This window comes from Pseudomonas sp. PDM32 (genome assembly GCF_019219225.1).
In the GTDB taxonomy this organism is placed as follows: domain Bacteria; phylum Pseudomonadota; class Gammaproteobacteria; order Pseudomonadales; family Pseudomonadaceae; genus Aquipseudomonas; species Aquipseudomonas laurylsulfatiphila.
This window is the reverse complement of the sequence record NZ_JAHUWE010000002.1, coordinates 93137-109501: the sequence shown is the minus strand read 5'-3', so window position 1 is coordinate 109501 and position 16365 is coordinate 93137. Positions and strand designations below refer to the sequence as shown.

Genomic DNA, 16365 nt, shown 5'->3' with positions numbered 1-16365 from the left:
ATACTTTGCAACAATTTGTCGAATGATTCCGGGCGAGCCTATGCTTGCCGGAGTGCTGAAGGCGAGCCACTCTGCGGGGCTTTGCGGGGCATCAATCAAATGATCGCGCGCGACGACCTTCGTCGTTGCACGCAATGCCGTACGGCTGCGGCTATCAATATCTTCTCGCTGGCCGAGGAATGTTCAAACTAAGGATGAGCTAATGGTTCAAGTTCGCAAACTGGTGTTAGCAATAGCGGCCGCCTCGGCGCTGTCCTCCGGTATGGCGCATGCCCTCGGGCTCGGGGAACTGACCCTGAAATCGACGCTCAACCAGCCGCTGGTGGCGGAAATCGAGCTGCTCGATGTCAAGGACCTCACCGCTGCCGAATTGGTGCCGAGCCTGGCTTCGCCGGAAGATTTCGCCAAGGCCGGTGTCGACCGCCAGGCGTTTCTGAATGACTTGACCTTCACCCCGGTGCTTAACGCCAACGGCAAAAGCATCCTGCGCGTGACCTCCAGCAAGCCGCTCTCCGAGCCGATGGTGAAGTTCCTGGTTCAGGTGATGTGGCCGAACGGCCGTTTGCTGCGCGACTACAGTGTGCTGCTCGATCCATCGAAATTCTCGCCGCAAGCCGCCGAGGCGGCTGCGCAGCCCGCACCGACTTCAACCGTCGCTGCGCCGGTCACCGGTGCGACCAAGCCGTCGCAATACACCACCACGCCGCGCGATACCCTGTGGGAGATCGCCGCGAAGGCGCGTAATGGCGGTTCGATCCAGCAAACCATGCTGGCCATTCAGGCGCTGAACCCGGACGCCTTCATTGACGGCAACATCAACCGCTTGAAAACCGGCCAGGTGCTGCGTATGCCGGATCAGGCGCAGAGCACCAACCTGCCGCAACCCAAGGCCATCGCCGAAGTGGCCGCGCAGAACAAGGCCTGGCGTCAGGGTCGCCGTTATGTCGCCAAGCCCGGGGCAGGGCAGCAGCAACTGGACGCCACCAATCGCGCTCGCAGCGATGTTGCTCCGGCGCAAGCGGCCAGCGACAAGCTGAGCCTGGTGTCTGCCGAGTCCGGCAAGAATCGTGGCAAAGGACCTGCCGGCGATGCCGTGGCCCTCAGCAACAAGCTGGCGGTGACTCAGGAAAGCCTCGACACCAGTCGTCGTGATAACGCCGAGCTGAAGAGCCGCGTGGCCGACCTGCAAAGTCAGATGGACAAGCTGCAGCGCCTGCTCGAGTTGAAGAACAATCAACTGGCCAAGTTGCAGGCCGAGGGCGCGACTGACGCACCAGGCACCGCAACGGCTCCGGCAATGTCGGCCGAGCTGGCGCCCAATCCGGCTGCACCTGCTCCGGCAGACACTGCGCCTGTGGCCGCGGCGCCCGAGGCAGCTGCGACTCCGGTCGGGCAACCTGTCGAGGCGACGCCGGCCGCATCCGACGATCAGAAATTCAATGAGTTGCTGAGCAATCCGGTGCTGCTGGGCCTGGTGGGTGGCGGTGCTGTCGTTCTGCTGCTCTTGCTGCTGTTGCTGGCGCGCCGCCGCAAAGCCCAGCAAGCTGCCGAGAAGCATCAGCGCATGGCGCGTGCCCTGGCCGAAGAACAGCCGTTCTCGGCCGATCTCGACTTGCCGGAAAGCAGCTTCGAAGGCCTTGAAGTTCCGTCGCCGAGCGTGAAGCTGGCGACTGCACCGACACCAGCTCCCGCGCCTGCGCCGGTCATTGCCCCCGTCGTGATGACCACGCCGATCGCCGCGCCCTTGGTGTCGCCGGCTGCCGAGCGTTCCGATGACGTGCTGGGCCAGGCTCAGTCGCACATCAGTGCCGGTCGCCTGAACCAGGCTGCCGCATTGCTGGAGGACGGCGTCAAGCGAGAGCCTCAGCGCAGCGATTTGCGCTTGAAGCTGATGGAAGTCTACGGCCAGCAAGGCGACCGTGATGCGTTCGTCGGCCAGGAGCGCAAGCTGGTGGCCAATGGCGACAACTTCGCCCAGGTTGAAAAGCTCAAAAGCCGCTTCCCGGCCATGGCGCTGGTCGCTGCCGGTGGCATCGCCGCAGCCGCCGTTGCTGCCGAGCTGGACGCGCAGTACGTCAAGGACCTGTTGCTCGATGAGCCGCAAGCCCCCGCGCCGGAACCGACGCCGCTCGAGGATGACCTCGACAGCGCCTTCGACCTGAGCCTGGATGATCTGGACACGATCCAGCCTGTGGCGCCTGCACCTGTAGCGGAGCCTGAAGTGGAGGCTTTGGCGGATCTGGACGAATTCCCGCTGGATGACGATCTGAGTTTTGAGTCGGTGTTGCAGCAACAGACCGAAATCAAGGAAAACCTCGATGACCTGTCGGACTTCGACCTTGACCTGGATCTCGGTGCGCAACCGTCGCCGGCGATGCTGGCTGAAGACGATTTCCTGCTGGATCTGGATGAGGGTGTGAAGGATTTTCCAGTCGCCGAAACCCCGGCTGCTCCTGACGTTGCGCTGGATGATCTGGATTTGCCTGCCGACTTCGACCTGTCGCTGGCCGACGAAATGAGCACGCCGGATGCGTTCGCCGCCGAGCTGGATGATGTCAACGCCGAGCTGGAAAGCCTGTCCAACAGCATCGGTGAGCCGACCTTTACCGAAGCCGACGCCGCACTGGATGGTGATGACGAGTTCGACTTCCTCTCGGGTACCGATGAAGCCGCTACCAAGCTCGATCTGGCCCAGGCCTATATCGACATGGGAGACAGCGACGGTGCCCGCGACATCCTCAATGAGGTCGTGAGCGAAGGTAGTGACGAGCAGAAGAGCGAAGCCAGGGAGATGCTTTCGCGTCTGGCTTGAGTGATCGGTACGTTGTAAACAGAACGGCAGCCCGGTGAGGCTGCCGTTTTTGTTTGGCCGATGAATTGATGTCGTCTGTTGTGGCCCCTTCGCGGGCAAGCCCGCTCCCATAGTGATTTATGTCGCCCACAAAACCTCTGGGAGCGGGCTTGCCCGCGATGGGGTCGTAACAGTCAAAGGAGATCTCTCTGGTATCCCCGCCCGGTGGCCTTATAATGCCCGCCTTTGGTACATCATCAGGCTGTCCCTCCTTGGCAAATATAGATAACCCGGCCGCCGAAATGGCAGCCGACGGCTTTTTCCGGATCGCGCTGGGCGTCGAATACAAAGGCTCGCGCTACCGTGGCTGGCAGCGCCAGGCGTCCGGGGTGCTCACCGTGCAGGAAACCCTCGAAAACGCCTTGTCCAAAGTCGCCGACTCGCCCGTTTCGCTGATGTGCGCCGGGCGTACCGACGCCGGGGTGCATGCCTGCGGACAGGTGGTGCATTTCGATACCCAGGTCGAGCGTTCGATGAAGGCCTGGACCATGGGCGCCAACATCAACTTGCCCCACGATGTCAGTGTCAGTTGGGCCAAGGTCATGCCGGCGCACTTCCATGCACGGTTCAAGGCCATCGCCCGGCGTTATCGCTACGTGATCTACAACGATCAGATCCGCCCCGCGCACCTGAACGAAGAAGTGACCTGGAACCACCGTCCGCTGGACGTCGAGCGCATGGCCGAGGCCGCTCAATACCTGCTCGGCACCCATGATTTCAGCGCTTTCCGTGCCGGCCAGTGCCAGGCCAAGTCGCCGATCAAGGAGCTGCATCACCTGCGTGTCACCCGTCACGGCAAGATGATCGTGCTGGACATTCGCGCCAGCGCCTTCCTGCACCACATGGTGCGCAACATCGCCGGTGTGCTGATGACCATTGGCGCCGGTGAGCGCCCGGTGGAGTGGATGAAAGAGGTGCTGGAGAGCCGGATTCGCCGGACCGGTGGTGTGACCGCGCATCCATTCGGGTTGTATCTGGTGCAGGTCGAGTATCGTGACGAGTTCGAATTGCCAGAACGTTACATCGGTCCGCACTTCCTGACCGGCTTCTCGGAACTTGGCGGCTGACGCCCTCGAACGCTTTTGTTACCATCCGGGACTTTCCCGGATTTGTCTTGGAGTTGTGTTGACATGTCAGCCGTTCGCAGCAAGATCTGTGGGATTACCCGCATAGAGGATGCGTTGGCAGCCGTCGAGGCCGGGGCGGATGCCATCGGCTTCGTGTTCTATGCCAAAAGCCCCCGTGCGGTGACGTTCCAGCAGGCGCGCTCGATCATCCAGGCGCTGCCGCCGTTCGTGACCACTGTGGGCCTGTTCGTCAATGCGAGCCGTTGCGAACTGGGCGAACTCCTCGATGCGGTGCCCCTGGACCTGCTGCAATTTCACGGCGATGAAAGCGCGGTGGATTGTGAAGGCTGGCACCGCCCGTACATCAAGGCGCTGCGGGTCAAGGCCGGTGATGACATCGCCGCGGCCTGTGATGCGTATGCCAGTGCCAGCGGTATCCTGCTCGATACCTATGTCGAAGGCGTTCCCGGAGGAACCGGTGAGGCGTTTGACTGGTCACTGATACCGCAAGGTTTGAGCAAACCGATCATTCTGGCCGGCGGCCTGACGCCGGATAACGTCGCCGAAGCCATTGCCCGTGTCCGGCCTTATGCCGTGGATGTCAGTGGCGGGGTTGAGGCGAGCAAGGGCATCAAGGATCACGCAAAGGTCCAGGCATTTATCAAGGCGGTACGCGGTAGCACCTGTTGATGTGACGGCTGGCAGACTGCCGCCGTCCACTGCACTGTACAAAACGGCTGAGGGTCATGGGGTGGTACGCAGGTCACGTTTCGCTGATCCGGCCATTCACTGATCATCGCCGCACACATGAATTTAGCGCTAGGGCATACACGGGGCTGCGAACCAGAGCGTTCGGGCCGCCGGTACTGGAGAAAGAAAGCATGAGCAACTGGTTAGTAGACAAACTGATCCCTTCGATCATGCGTTCCGAGGTCAAGAAGAGCTCGGTGCCTGAAGGTCTTTGGCACAAATGCCCGTCTTGCGAGGCTGTGCTGTATCGTCCGGAGTTGGAAAAGACCCTGGACGTTTGCCCCAAGTGCAACCACCACATGCGTATCGGCGCCCGCGCCCGTATCGACATCTTCCTCGACGTTGAAGGCCGTACCGAGCTGGGTGCAGACCTGGAGCCGGTTGACCGTCTGAAATTCCGCGACGGCAAGAAGTACAAGGACCGCCTGACCGCTGCACAAAAGCAGACCGGCGAAAAAGACGCGCTGGTGTCGATGAGCGGCACCTTGCTGGGCATGCCGATCGTGGTTTCTGCGTTCGAGTTTTCCTTCATGGGCGGTTCGATGGGCGCCATCGTCGGTGAGCGTTTCGTTCGCGCCGCCAACTACGCCCTGGAAAAACGTTGCCCGATGGTCTGTTTCTCGGCTTCCGGCGGTGCGCGGATGCAGGAAGCGCTGATTTCCCTGATGCAGATGGCCAAGACCTCTGCGGTGCTGGCGCGTCTGCGCGAAGAAGGCATCCCGTTCATCTCCGTGCTGACCGATCCGGTCTACGGCGGCGTTTCCGCCAGCCTCGCGATGCTGGGCGACGTGATTGTCGGCGAGCCGAAGGCGCTGATCGGTTTTGCCGGTCCGCGAGTGATCGAGCAGACCGTGCGTGAAAAACTGCCGGAAGGCTTCCAGCGCAGCGAGTTCCTGCTGGAGCACGGTGCCATCGACATGATCATCGACCGTCAGGAACTGCGTCCGCGCCTGGGCAACCTGCTGGCGCAAATGATGGGCCTGCCGACGCCGAAGTTCGTGGCTGCACCCATCGTTCCAATCGTGGTTCCACCGGTACCTGCCAGCCTATGACCCAACGTACCCTTGGCGAATGGCTCGCCTACCTCGAACAGTTGCACCCTTCGGCCATCGACATGGGGCTGGAGCGGTCGCAGCAGGTAGCGTCCCGCATGGGACTGGGCAAGCCGGCGCCTCGGGTGATTACGGTCACCGGGACCAACGGCAAGGGTTCCACCTGTGCGTTCGTGGCGTCCTTGCTGCGGGCCCAGGGCTTGAAAGTGGGGGTTTACAACTCCCCGCACCTGCTGCGCTACAACGAGCGGGTAACGGTCAACGGCGTCGAAGCCACTGACGCCGAGCTGTGCCAGGCCTTTGCTGCGGTAGAGGCCGGGCGTGGCGACACTTCGCTCACCTACTTCGAAATGGGCACCCTGGCGGCGTTCTGGCTGTTCCAGCAATCCGGGCTCGATGCGGTGGTGCTGGAAGTCGGTCTGGGCGGTCGTCTGGACACGGTCAACGTGGTGGATGCCGACATGGCGCTGGTCACCAGTATTGGCGTCGATCATGCCGACTACCTGGGTGATACCCGAGAGTCCGTGGCCTTCGAGAAGGCCGGTATTTTCCGCCAGGGCGCGCCTGCGCTCTGTGGCGATCTGAATCCTCCACAACCCCTGCTGGACAAGGCGCGCGAGCTCAATTGCCCGTTTTTCCTGCGTGGGCGCGATTTTGATCTCGGCGTGACCGATCACAACTGGCAGTGGCGCGGTGTCGATGCGCAAGGGCGTGCGGTCGAGCTGCGCGACCTGCCGCTGCTCGATCTGCCGATGGAAAACGCCGCGCTGGCGTTGCAGGCTTACTTGCTGCTTGGCTTGCCTTGGGTGGATGCGCAGATTATCGAAGCGCTGCGGGCTACGAAGGTGGTCGGTCGTCTGGATCGCCGCGCGTTCGAGTGGCAGGGCAAGCGTTTGAATTTATTGCTGGATGTGGGGCATAACCCGCATGCGGCGGAGTACCTGGCCCGTCGTCTGGCCAGCCGTCCACCGGTCGGCAAGCGCCTGGCGGTGTTCGGGCTGCTGGCGGACAAGGATCTGGGTGGTGTTGTCGGCGAATTGAATGCTAGTGTCCAGCACTGGGCTGTTGCACCGCTGGATTCGCCTCGGGCGCGTCCGGTTGCGGATCTGCACGATGCATTGCAGGGTCTTGGTGCCTCGGTCACGTCATACGGCAGTGTAGCGGCCGCCCTGGAAGGGCAGTGCGCGCAGGCCACGAGCGACGACGAAATCCTGTTGTTCGGATCATTTTATTGTGTCGCCGAGGCCCTTGAATGGCTGGCCCGGCGCTCCACGGAGGAAGCGGCAAATGGCATTGCTGGATAAGGCATACAAGCAGCGCATGGTTGGCGCCCTGGTGTTGGTCGCGCTGGCGGTGATTTTTCTGCCGATGCTGTTTTCCCGCCAGGACGAACAGCGCCAGGTGACGGTCGAAGCGCCGGCGGCCCCGCAGGCGCCTGCGCTGCCCCAGGTGCAGGTCGAACCCGTGGCGGTGCCTGAGCCGCAAGCCTTGCCCCAGGAACCTGTGCCGAGCGATGACGAAATCGCCCAGCAGGAATCGGCGGTGCCGGCTGCACCGGTGGCTCCGGCACCTGCTGTCAAACCGGTTACGCCGCCGCCTGCGCCGGTTCCGGCGCTGGCCGCCAAGCCTGCGACCGCGCCTGCCCAGCCCATCACGGCGTCACCGGGCAAGCCGGACACCACGCAAAGCCGTGTCGATGCCAATGGTTTGTCGGTCAGTTGGTCGGTGCAACTGGCCAGCCTGGCGAACCGTGAAAGCGCGGAAAAGCTGCAGAAAACCCTGCGCAGCCAGGGTTACAATGCCTACATCCGGACCGCCGACGGCAAAAACCGGGTGTTTGTCGGGCCGCTGATCGAGCGCGCAGAAGCCGACCGGCTGCGGGATTTGCTGAACCGCCAGCAGAACCTGAAGGGGTTTGTCGTGCGCTTTCAGCCGGAACGTGGCTAAAACTATCGCCCCGATATGAAATGCACTGACAATCGCAGCTTACCGATAAGCATGGGCTCTGCTAAAATGCGCCGCCTTATCCGTCTGTAGGCTGCACTGTGCCATTTACCTGGGTTGACTGGGCGATCGTAGCAATCGTCGCCATCTCCGCATTGATCAGTCTGAGTCGCGGCTTCGTCAAAGAAGCATTGTCGCTGCTGACCTGGATCATCGCAGGAGTCGTTGCCTGGATGTTCGGTGGCTCACTGTCCGAGTACCTCGGCGGGTACATTCAAACGCCATCGGCCCGTATAATCACGGGCTGTGCCATCATGTTTGTCGCCACTTTAATCGTAGGCGCAATGATCAATTATCTTATCGGCGAACTGGTTCGCGTCACCGGGCTCTCCGGGACCGACCGATTCCTCGGCATGGCCTTCGGCGCCGCGCGTGGCGGGTTGCTGGTGGTCATCGCCGTCGGGCTGTTGAGCCTGGGGCCGGTACAGCAGGACGGGTGGTGGAAAGAGTCACAGCTCGTGCCAAAATTTCTATTGGTCGCTGACTGGTCCAAAAACCTGATCCTCGGGTGGAGCAGTCAGTGGCTTGCCAGCGGAATCAGCGTACCCGCTGATATTCCGTTCAAGGAGCAACTCTTGCCGACGGCCAAAACGCCTCAGTAAGTGTTGTTCAGTTCAGATCCATTAAGTAGGGGTTGCGTCGCATGTGTGGCATCGTCGGTATCGTCGGTAAGTCGAACGTCAATCAGGCGCTGTATGACGCGCTAACCGTGCTCCAGCACCGCGGCCAGGACGCTGCCGGTATCGTGACCAGCCATGATGGCCGGTTGTTCCTGCGCAAGGATAACGGCCTGGTGCGTGACGTGTTCCAGCAGCGTCACATGCAGCGCCTGGTCGGTCACATGGGCATTGGCCATGTGCGTTATCCGACCGCGGGCAGCTCGACGTCGGCTGAAGCTCAACCGTTTTACGTCAACTCGCCTTACGGCATCACCCTGGCGCACAACGGTAACCTGACCAACGTTGAACAACTGGCCAAGGAGATTTACGAATCTGACCTGCGCCACGTCAACACCAGCTCCGATTCGGAAGTGCTGCTCAACGTGTTCGCGCACGAACTGGCCCAGCGCGGCAAGTTGCAGCCGACCGAAGAAGACGTGTTTGCCGCCGTCACCGACGTGCACAACCGTTGCGTTGGTGGTTATGCCGTCGTGGCGATGATCACCGGCTACGGCATCGTGGGCTTTCGCGACCCGCACGGCATCCGCCCGATCGTTTTCGGCCAGCGTCACACCGACGAAGGCGTCGAGTACATGATCGCCTCGGAAAGCGTTTCCCTGGACGTGCTGGGCTTCACCCTGATTCGCGACCTGGCGCCAGGCGAAGCGGTCTACATCACTGAAGAGGGCAAGCTGTACACCCGTCAGTGCGCGACCAACCCGTCCCTGACCCCGTGCATCTTCGAACACGTCTACCTGGCGCGTCCGGATTCGATCATCGACGGCGTGTCGGTCTACAAGGCCCGTCTGCGCATGGGTGAGAAACTGGCCGAGAAGATCCTGCGCGAGCGTCCGGATCACGACATCGACGTGGTCATCCCGATTCCGGACACCAGCCGCACTGCCGCGCTGGAGCTGGCGAACCACCTGGGCGTGAAGTTCCGCGAAGGCTTCGTGAAGAACCGCTACATCGGCCGGACCTTCATCATGCCGGGCCAGGCCGCGCGGAAAAAATCCGTACGCCAGAAGCTCAACGCCATCGAACTGGAATTCCGCGGCAAGAACGTGATGCTGGTGGATGACTCCATCGTTCGCGGTACCACGTGCAAGCAGATCATCCAGATGGCCCGCGAAGCCGGCGCCAAGAACGTCTACTTCTGCTCCGCGGCGCCAGCGGTTCGCTACCCGAACGTCTACGGCATCGACATGCCGAGCGCTCACGAGCTGATCGCACACAACCGTTCGACCCAGGACGTGGCTGACCTGATCGGCGCCGACTGGCTGATCTATCAGGATCTGCCTGACTTGATCGAAGCGGTCGGTGGCGGCAAGATCAAGATCGACAAGTTCGATTGCGCGGTGTTCGATGGCCAGTACGTCACTGGCGACGTCGACGAGGCTTACCTGAACAAGATCGAACAGGCACGCAACGATGCCTCCAAGGTCAAGACGCAGGCAGTCAGCGCGATCATCGACCTGTACAACAACTGAGTTTCTACCGGCCCTGAGGGGCCGGTTTTGTATCCGGCTTTTAATTTAAGAGAATAGGGAAAGGAGTGACAGCATGAGTCAGGATTGGGATGCCGGTCGGCTGGACAGCGACCTCGAAGGCGTAGCGTTCGATACCCTGGCCGTACGTGCCGGTCAGCACCGTACGCCGGAAGGCGAACACGGTGATCCGATGTTCTTCACTTCCAGCTATGTATTCCGCACCGCTGCCGACGCAGCCGCGCGTTTTGCCGGCGAAGTACCGGGCAACGTTTACTCGCGCTACACCAACCCGACCGTACGCGCCTTCGAAGAGCGCATCGCCGCTCTGGAAAGCGCCGAGCAAGCCGTGGCCACCGCCACCGGCATGGCTGCGATCATGGCTGTGGTGATGAGCCTGTGCAGCGCCGGCGATCACGTATTGGTGTCGCGCAGCGTGTTCGGCTCGACCATCAGTCTGTTCGAAAAGTACTTCAAGCGTTTCGGCATCGAAGTCGATTACGTGGCCCTGGCGGATCTGTCCGGCTGGGATGCGGCGATCAAGTCCAATACCAAGCTGCTGTTCGTCGAGTCGCCGTCCAACCCGCTGGCCGAGTTGGTCGACATTGCCGAACTGGCGAAAATCGCTCACGCCAAGGGCGCGATGCTGGTGGTCGATAACTGCTTCTGCACCCCGGCCTTGCAGCAGCCGCTGAAAATGGGCGCGGACATCGTCGTGCACTCGGCCACCAAGTTCATCGATGGCCAGGGCCGTTGCATGGGCGGCGTGGTCGCCGGTCGCAGCGAGCAGATGAAAGAAGTGGTTGGCTTCCTGCGCACCGCTGGGCCGACCCTGAGCCCGTTCAACGCCTGGATCTTCCTCAAGGGCCTGGAAACCTTGAACCTGCGGATGAAGGCCCATTGCGCCAACGCCCAGCAACTGGCCGAGTGGCTGGAACAGCAGGCAGGCATCGAGAAAGTCCATTACGCCGGCCTCAAGAGCCATCCGCAGCACGAGCTGGCGCTGCGCCAGCAGAAGGGTTTCGGTGCGGTCGTCAGTTTTGAGGTGAAGGGCGGCAAAGAGGGCGCCTGGCGCTTTATCGATGCCACGCGCCTGATTTCGATCACCGCCAACCTGGGCGACAGCAAAACCACCATCACGCATCCGAGCACCACGTCCCATGGTCGCCTGGCGCCGCAGGAGCGTGAAGCGGCGGGCATTCGTGACAGCCTGATCCGCATTGCGGTCGGCCTGGAAGACGTGGCGGACCTGCAAGCCGACCTGGCGCGCGGCCTGGCTGCGTTGTGATCGAGTTGTCTACGCCGACCACCGGCTCCAATGGCCGCGTAGCGCTGGTGACCGGCGCCGCGCGAGGCATAGGCCTGGGGATTTCAGCCTGGCTGATCAGCGAAGGCTGGCAAGTCGTGCTGACGGATCTGGACCGCGAGCGCGGATCGAAAGTGGCAAAAGTACTGGGCGACAACGCCTGGTTCATCGCCATGGATGTCGCCAACGAGGGGCAAGTCGCGCTGGGCGTGGCCGAGGTGCTCGGCCAGTTCGGGCGCCTGGATGCGCTGGTCTGCAATGCGGCGGTGGCCGATCCGCACAACATTACCCTCGAAAGCCTCGACCTGGCTCACTGGAACCGGGTGTTGGCGGTGAACCTCAGTGGGCCGATGCTGCTGGCCAAGCACTGCGCGCCGTACCTGCGCGCTCACAGTGGCGCCATCGTCAATCTGGCCTCGACCCGCGCCGCGCAGTCGGAGCCGGACACCGAGGCCTATGCGGCGAGCAAGGGTGGCTTGTTGGCCCTGACTCACGCATTGGCCATCAGCCTTGGCCCGGAGATCCGGGTCAATGCCGTCAGCCCTGGCTGGATCGATGCGCGTGACCCCTCGGTGCGGCGCGCCGAACCCTTGACCGAGGCCGATCATGCCCAGCATCCGGCGGGCAGGGTGGGGACGGTCGAGGATGTGGCGGCGATGGTGGCCTGGCTGCTGTCGAGGAATGCAGGTTTTGTCACCGGTCAGGAATTCGTGGTCGATGGCGGCATGACCAAGAAGATGATTTACAGCGAGTAATATTGGCGTTGAATGTATCGCCCTCATCGCGAGCAGGCTCGCTCCCACATTTGAAAGCATGTCTTCTGAAGAAGTGCGGTCCATTGTGGGAGCGAGCCTGCTCGCGATGGCGGACTGATGGTTGCCGACATTGGCCGGAATGAAATGATTTTGTCTTTTTCAGAAAAACTTCAATCCTGCTATTGACTTAGGTTCGCTACCTGCGTAAATTTCGCGGCCTCGGAGATGCAAACGGGTGATTAGCTCAGCTGGGAGAGCGTCTGCCTTACAAGCAGAATGTCGGCGGTTCGATCCCGTCATCACCCACCACTCCCGAGATACTTGCGAAAGCAAGAGGTAGGCTGAAATGCCTCCACCGACGCGCAGCGGTAGTTCAGTCGGTTAGAATACCGGCCTGTCACGCCGGGGGTCGCGGGTTCGAGTCCCGTCCGCTGCGCCATATTTTCCGAGTCAGGCATGTCCTGATTCGAGATTGAAAAGCTACTGAGTTTTCAATCAGACGAGTTACTTGAGCATCTGCTCAAAGCGATACGCAGCGGTAGTTCAGTCGGTTAGAATACCGGCCTGTCACGCCGGGGGTCGCGGGTTCGAGTCCCGTCCGCTGCGCCATATCTGCCCCGAGGCCCACTGAACGCCTTGGAGCTACGAAGAAACCACTGGTTACTTCGAGTCGATAGCAAAAACCCTGGTCGAAAGACCGGGGTTTTTTGTTTCTGAAATTTGGGTTTTTTTCCTCTCGCCTTATTCCTGGTGGACCTTTCTGCATGCTCATTGCTGGAATGGCTATCGGACGCTGACGACGCCGTCGTCCAGCTGCACCCCTCCAGCCTCACGCTACCGAAATTCACGGCTACTCTTAATGTGCTGCGTCGAATAGTCGCGTTTTTTTGATTTGCTGGTCAGTTTTTAGTTTTCCGTCAGGCCATAAGCCTATAAACTTAACCTTTCGGTCAGCTTTGCACTGTCAACAACAGCCCTTTGTATCGTCAAAAGGGGCTTCTGCAAGACTCGAGATTTTCCAGTACATAATCAGAAGGGCGGACTCCATAACCGCCCAGAGGATGATCCATGTCCAACCGTGATATATCCCGGCGCTCGTTCCTTCAGGGCGGGCTGGTAGCGGGCGTGAGCGTGACGCTCACGCCATTGAGCAGCCAGGCGCTGGCCGCCTTGATGGAAAACAGCGTGACCGTGCCGTCCGAGCAGTGGCTCGGCAACAACGGCAAGGCGCGCGCCCGTAACGATGCCTTGTCCAAGGTCTGCGGTAGCAAGGTCTTTGCCCGCGACATCCGCGCCAAGGACATGCCGGGCTGGCCGCAGCAACAAGGCCACGCCATGCTGCTGAAAACCATCAAGGCCGACCACATCTTCGCAGGCATCGACCTGTCGTGGCTGGGGGCCGAGTTGCAGCCGGACCGCATCGTCACCGCCGAAGACCTGGTCAAGGACGGTATCGTGTTCCCTGAGGAGCACGCCCCGGATCCATTGTTGCCGGCCGGCAAGGTGCCGATGTTCATCGGGCACCCGGTGGCGATCCTGATCTGGAACGACTTCGAGCGTTTCCGTCAGGCCAAGAACCAACTCAAATTCAATGACAAGGCCATCCGCTACGGCGATAAAGTGCCGTTCTACGAAGGCGATCCATACGGCAGCTTCCGCTACGTGCGCGTCGGCGGTGCGACCTCGGCCGACGAAGACGAGTTCGCCAGCCTCAAGGATTCGATCCTGTTCCCGATGCTGAAAAACCGTCGTCCGGTGTGGAACTCCCAGCCGAACCTGCACGGCAACCTGACCGAGCGCGGGTTGTTCTACGCCGACCGCATGAAGCAGCAGATCGATACGCCGCCGGACAACTGGCTGGTGTTCGACGAGCGCTACAAGACCCCGTCGATCGAACCGGCTGCCCTGGAGCCGGACAACGGCAACGGCTGGTACGACCCGGCCACCAAGACCCTACATTTCGTCGTCGCCACCCAGTGCCCGCTGGAAGCCGCGACCGAGACCGCGAAGATGATCGCGCCGTCGCGTTTCGGCCTGGCAAACCTGAACATGCACCCGGGTTACACCGTCGGTTACGGCTCGAAAGACCACAACATTTTCGTCTACTACGCAGCGCTGGCCGCGTTGTACGGCGCCGGTGTGCCGGTGCGCCTGGCCAACGACCGCTACGAGCAGTTCCAGAGCGGCATCAAGCGTCACCCGTTCGACATTCGCTACCAACTGGCGGTGGACAAGAACGACCACAGCTTCAAGATCTTCCGCGCTGAAATGAGCGTCGACGGTGGCGGGCGAATCAACTACAGCCCATCGGTGGCGGCGGTGGGTGCCACGGCCGCGCAATCGATCTATTACATGCCGCAGAACGACCTGCAGGTCACGGCTTACCATTCCCGCGCGGTAGAAGCCGGGTCGATGCGTGGCTATGGCACCCTGCAGAGCATGGCGTCGACCGAAATGATGGTCGACGAAATCGCCGATCGCCTCGGTATCGATGCCATTGAACTGCGCCGCAAGAACGCACTGCGCTCGGGCATGAAAAACACCCAGGGCGCGATCCCGGCCGGTGCCTTGCGCCTGCACGAGATTCTCGACAAGGCGGCGGTCCACGAGGTCTGGAAAAACCGCGACGCGATCAAGAAGCAACGCGAAGCCGCCGATCCGGACAATTGGTACGGCGTAGGTTTCGCCATCTGCCAGAAAGACTTCGGCACCGGTTCCGAAGCGCCGATGGCCAGCATTGAATTCACCGCCGAAGGTCGCATCAGCCTGCGCCACATCGGTATCGAGATCGGCACCGGCATGTCGACCTCGCAGGCCATGGTCGTGGCCGACTTCCTCGGTGTCCCGGCGCACGAAGTGAAGACCGGTGAAACCGAATGGAAAGAATTGCAGCTGATCAGCAGCGGCAACCCGTACATCATGAGCCAGGCCGAGCAGGATAGTGTCCTGCGCAACCCGCGTTGGGTCGGCAAGGTGGCTTCGGCATCGTCGGCCACCAACTCCGCGTACTACTTCAGCCACGCCACCCGTGAAGCGGCGCGCGTGCTGTTCAACCACGGCCTGTGGCCGGCGGCGCTGGAGATCTGGCGCCAAGGCCCTTACGGCGGTCAGGCCAACCCTTACGTGGTGCGCCGCGAAGACGCCCATTGGGTCGACGGCAAGCTCACCGCCAACGGCATGGAACCCCTGCCGTTCGCCATGCTGGCCAAGCGTGTTCACGAGCGCGGCCTGGTGAGCGGCGCCACGGTGCACGGTTTCAACCGCTGGAGCTGGGCCGAGGCCGAGTTCAGCATCGACGGCGTGCGTGAGCGCTTGCCGCTCGATGGCCTGGCCGTGAAGTACGGCGACGGTGCACCGAAAGCGAAGAAGGCGCAGATGAACAGCGCCGGTTTCCATTTGCTGGACCGGCAGAACATCGCCTACCCGGCAACCCAGTTGAACAACGCGGCGGTGACGTACTACAGCCCGGTGGCGACGCTGGTGGAAGTGAAGGTCAACAAGGGTTCGAACGAAGTGTCGGTACTCAACCATCACTCGTGGGTAGAGTGCGGTCGCGTCCTGGTGCCGGAACTGGTCAAGGGCCAGCTCGAAGGCGGCATCGCCATGGGTATCGGCCATGCGCTGATGGAAGAAATGCCGCTGTACGAAGGCGGGCCGGGGGAGGGTGACTGGAACTTCAACCGTTACCGCCTGCCAATGGCGCGGCACGTCGCGGTGTGGAAGCAGACGGCGGAGATCCTGCCGCCACTCTCGCCAAGCGACCCGTCCAAGGGCATCGCCGAAGTGGTGATGATTCCTGTGGTGGGAGCCATCGGCAATGCGGTGGCCCATGCCATCGGTAAACGTGTCCGCGACCTGCCTATCACTTCTGCACGCATCAAGGAGGCCCTCAATGGCTAACCGTCCGCTTCAACTGACCCTCAACGGTCAATCCGTCGGTCCGGTGGACATCCCTGATGACCTGCCGATGATCGACTACCTGCACGAATACAAGAACCTCACCGGTTCGCGCCTGGGCTGCGGCCAGGGCATCTGCCACGCCTGCGTGGTGATCGTCGACAACCCCGACGGCACCAGCGAAGAAGTGCGCACCTGCATCACCGGCGCGCACTATTTCGAAGGCAAGAAAGTGCGGACCATCGAAGGCCATGCGACCCGCGACGAGCAGGGCAAGGTCACCGAGCTGAACCCGATCCAGCAGCGCTTCGTCGATGAGTTCGCCTTCCAGTGCAGCTACTGCGCGCCGGGCTTCGTCAATGCCGCGACTGTACTGGTGGAAAAGCTGCAGCGTCAGCCGATCGTCAAAAGCCAGCTGGAAAAAGTCATCGAGGACAGCCTCGGTCATCACATCTGCCGTTGCACCGGGTACGTGCGCTACTACAGTGCCACCCGCAACGTGCTGACCGATCTCGGCCTGGTCAAGGAGGGTTAAGC

12 protein-coding genes and 3 tRNA genes are annotated in these 16365 nt (G+C 61.6%); all 15 read left to right on the top strand.

Going from position 1 to position 16365, the window contains the following annotated elements; genetic code table 11:
• The first annotated feature begins 202 nt into the window (after nt 1-202).
• The 15 genes from KW846_RS04015 to KW846_RS03945 all read left to right on the top strand — a co-directional run bounded on the left by KW846_RS04015 (nt 203) and on the right by KW846_RS03945 (nt 16363).
• Nucleotides 203-2812 (top strand): FimV/HubP family polar landmark protein, encoded by a 2610-nt coding sequence (locus KW846_RS04015; protein WP_218481411.1) that lies wholly within the window; start codon nt 203-205, stop codon nt 2810-2812.
• 281 nt (nt 2813-3093) lie between these two features.
• Nucleotides 3094-3918, top strand: a complete 825-nt coding sequence (gene truA / locus KW846_RS04010; protein ID WP_032829430.1) for a tRNA pseudouridine(38-40) synthase TruA — start codon at nt 3094-3096, stop codon at nt 3916-3918.
• A gap of 63 nt (nt 3919-3981) precedes the next feature.
• Entirely contained in the window at nt 3982-4608 is a 627-nt protein-coding gene (locus KW846_RS04005) for a phosphoribosylanthranilate isomerase (RefSeq protein ID WP_218481410.1), read from the top strand.
• Nucleotides 4609-4799: 191 nt separating this feature from the next.
• Nucleotides 4800-5720, top strand: coding sequence for an acetyl-CoA carboxylase, carboxyltransferase subunit beta (accD, locus tag KW846_RS04000; RefSeq protein WP_015095887.1), 921 nt, complete (start codon nt 4800-4802; stop codon nt 5718-5720).
• Nucleotides 5717-7024 carry a bifunctional tetrahydrofolate synthase/dihydrofolate synthase gene (folC, locus tag KW846_RS03995; protein WP_218481409.1) on the top strand — a complete coding sequence of 436 codons (1308 nt, stop codon included), beginning with the start codon at nt 5717-5719 and terminating at the stop codon, nt 7022-7024. Before accD ends, folC begins: the two co-directional genes overlap by 4 nt.
• On the top strand, nt 7008-7667 hold the full coding sequence (locus tag KW846_RS03990) for an SPOR domain-containing protein (RefSeq protein WP_218481408.1): 660 nt from the start codon (nt 7008-7010) through the stop codon (nt 7665-7667). The genes folC and KW846_RS03990 overlap by 17 nt, the downstream gene beginning before the upstream one ends.
• Nucleotides 7668-7765: 98 nt before the next feature.
• Complete coding sequence (locus tag KW846_RS03985) at nt 7766-8326, top strand: CvpA family protein (protein WP_056722189.1); 561 nt, start codon at nt 7766-7768, stop codon at nt 8324-8326.
• A 41-nt stretch (nt 8327-8367) separates the two neighbouring features.
• Nucleotides 8368-9873 carry an amidophosphoribosyltransferase gene (gene purF, locus KW846_RS03980; protein WP_007975670.1) on the top strand — a complete coding sequence of 502 codons (1506 nt, stop codon included), beginning with the start codon at nt 8368-8370 and terminating at the stop codon, nt 9871-9873.
• 73 nt (nt 9874-9946) lie between these two features.
• The gene (locus KW846_RS03975; protein WP_102699276.1) at nt 9947-11158 is read left to right on the top strand and encodes an O-succinylhomoserine sulfhydrylase; all 1212 of its coding nucleotides are present in this window, start codon (nt 9947-9949) and stop codon (nt 11156-11158) included.
• Nucleotides 11155-11931: an SDR family oxidoreductase gene (locus KW846_RS03970; protein ID WP_007975672.1), complete on the top strand. Its 777-nt coding sequence runs from the start codon at nt 11155-11157 to the stop codon at nt 11929-11931. The genes KW846_RS03975 and KW846_RS03970 overlap by 4 nt, the downstream gene beginning before the upstream one ends.
• Before the next feature lie 233 nt (nt 11932-12164).
• A tRNA-Val gene (locus tag KW846_RS03965) sits at nt 12165-12240 on the top strand.
• A 53-nt stretch (nt 12241-12293) separates the two neighbouring features.
• Nucleotides 12294-12370, top strand: a tRNA-Asp gene (locus KW846_RS03960).
• A 93-nt stretch (nt 12371-12463) separates the two neighbouring features.
• Nucleotides 12464-12540 (top strand) — tRNA-Asp (locus tag KW846_RS03955).
• A 459-nt stretch (nt 12541-12999) separates the two neighbouring features.
• Entirely contained in the window at nt 13000-15831 is a 2832-nt protein-coding gene (locus KW846_RS03950) for a xanthine dehydrogenase family protein molybdopterin-binding subunit (RefSeq protein ID WP_218481407.1), read from the top strand.
• The gene (locus KW846_RS03945) at nt 15824-16363 is read left to right on the top strand and encodes a (2Fe-2S)-binding protein (protein WP_007982256.1); all 540 of its coding nucleotides are present in this window, start codon (nt 15824-15826) and stop codon (nt 16361-16363) included. The genes KW846_RS03950 and KW846_RS03945 overlap by 8 nt, the downstream gene beginning before the upstream one ends.
• The last annotated feature ends 2 nt before the right edge of the window (nt 16364-16365 follow it).

Excerpts from the sequence above, each read along its gene's own strand:
- KW846_RS03975 (WP_102699276.1), top strand. The coding sequence starts at position 9,947 with ATGAGTCAGGATTGGGATGCCGGTCGGCTGGACAGCGACCTCGAAGGC.
- KW846_RS03945 (WP_007982256.1), top strand. The coding sequence starts at position 15,824 with ATGGCTAACCGTCCGCTTCAACTGACCCTCAACGGTCAATCCGTCGGT.
- accD (WP_015095887.1), top strand. The coding sequence starts at position 4,800 with ATGAGCAACTGGTTAGTAGACAAACTGATCCCTTCGATCATGCGTTCC.
- purF (WP_007975670.1), top strand. The coding sequence starts at position 8,368 with ATGTGTGGCATCGTCGGTATCGTCGGTAAGTCGAACGTCAATCAGGCG.
- KW846_RS04015 (WP_218481411.1), top strand. The coding sequence starts at position 203 with ATGGTTCAAGTTCGCAAACTGGTGTTAGCAATAGCGGCCGCCTCGGCG.
- truA (WP_032829430.1), top strand. The coding sequence starts at position 3,094 with ATGGCAGCCGACGGCTTTTTCCGGATCGCGCTGGGCGTCGAATACAAA.
- KW846_RS04005 (WP_218481410.1), top strand. The coding sequence starts at position 3,982 with ATGTCAGCCGTTCGCAGCAAGATCTGTGGGATTACCCGCATAGAGGAT.
- KW846_RS03990 (WP_218481408.1), top strand. The coding sequence starts at position 7,008 with ATGGCATTGCTGGATAAGGCATACAAGCAGCGCATGGTTGGCGCCCTG.
- KW846_RS03950 (WP_218481407.1), top strand. The coding sequence starts at position 13,000 with ATGTCCAACCGTGATATATCCCGGCGCTCGTTCCTTCAGGGCGGGCTG.
- folC (WP_218481409.1), top strand. The coding sequence starts at position 5,717 with ATGACCCAACGTACCCTTGGCGAATGGCTCGCCTACCTCGAACAGTTG.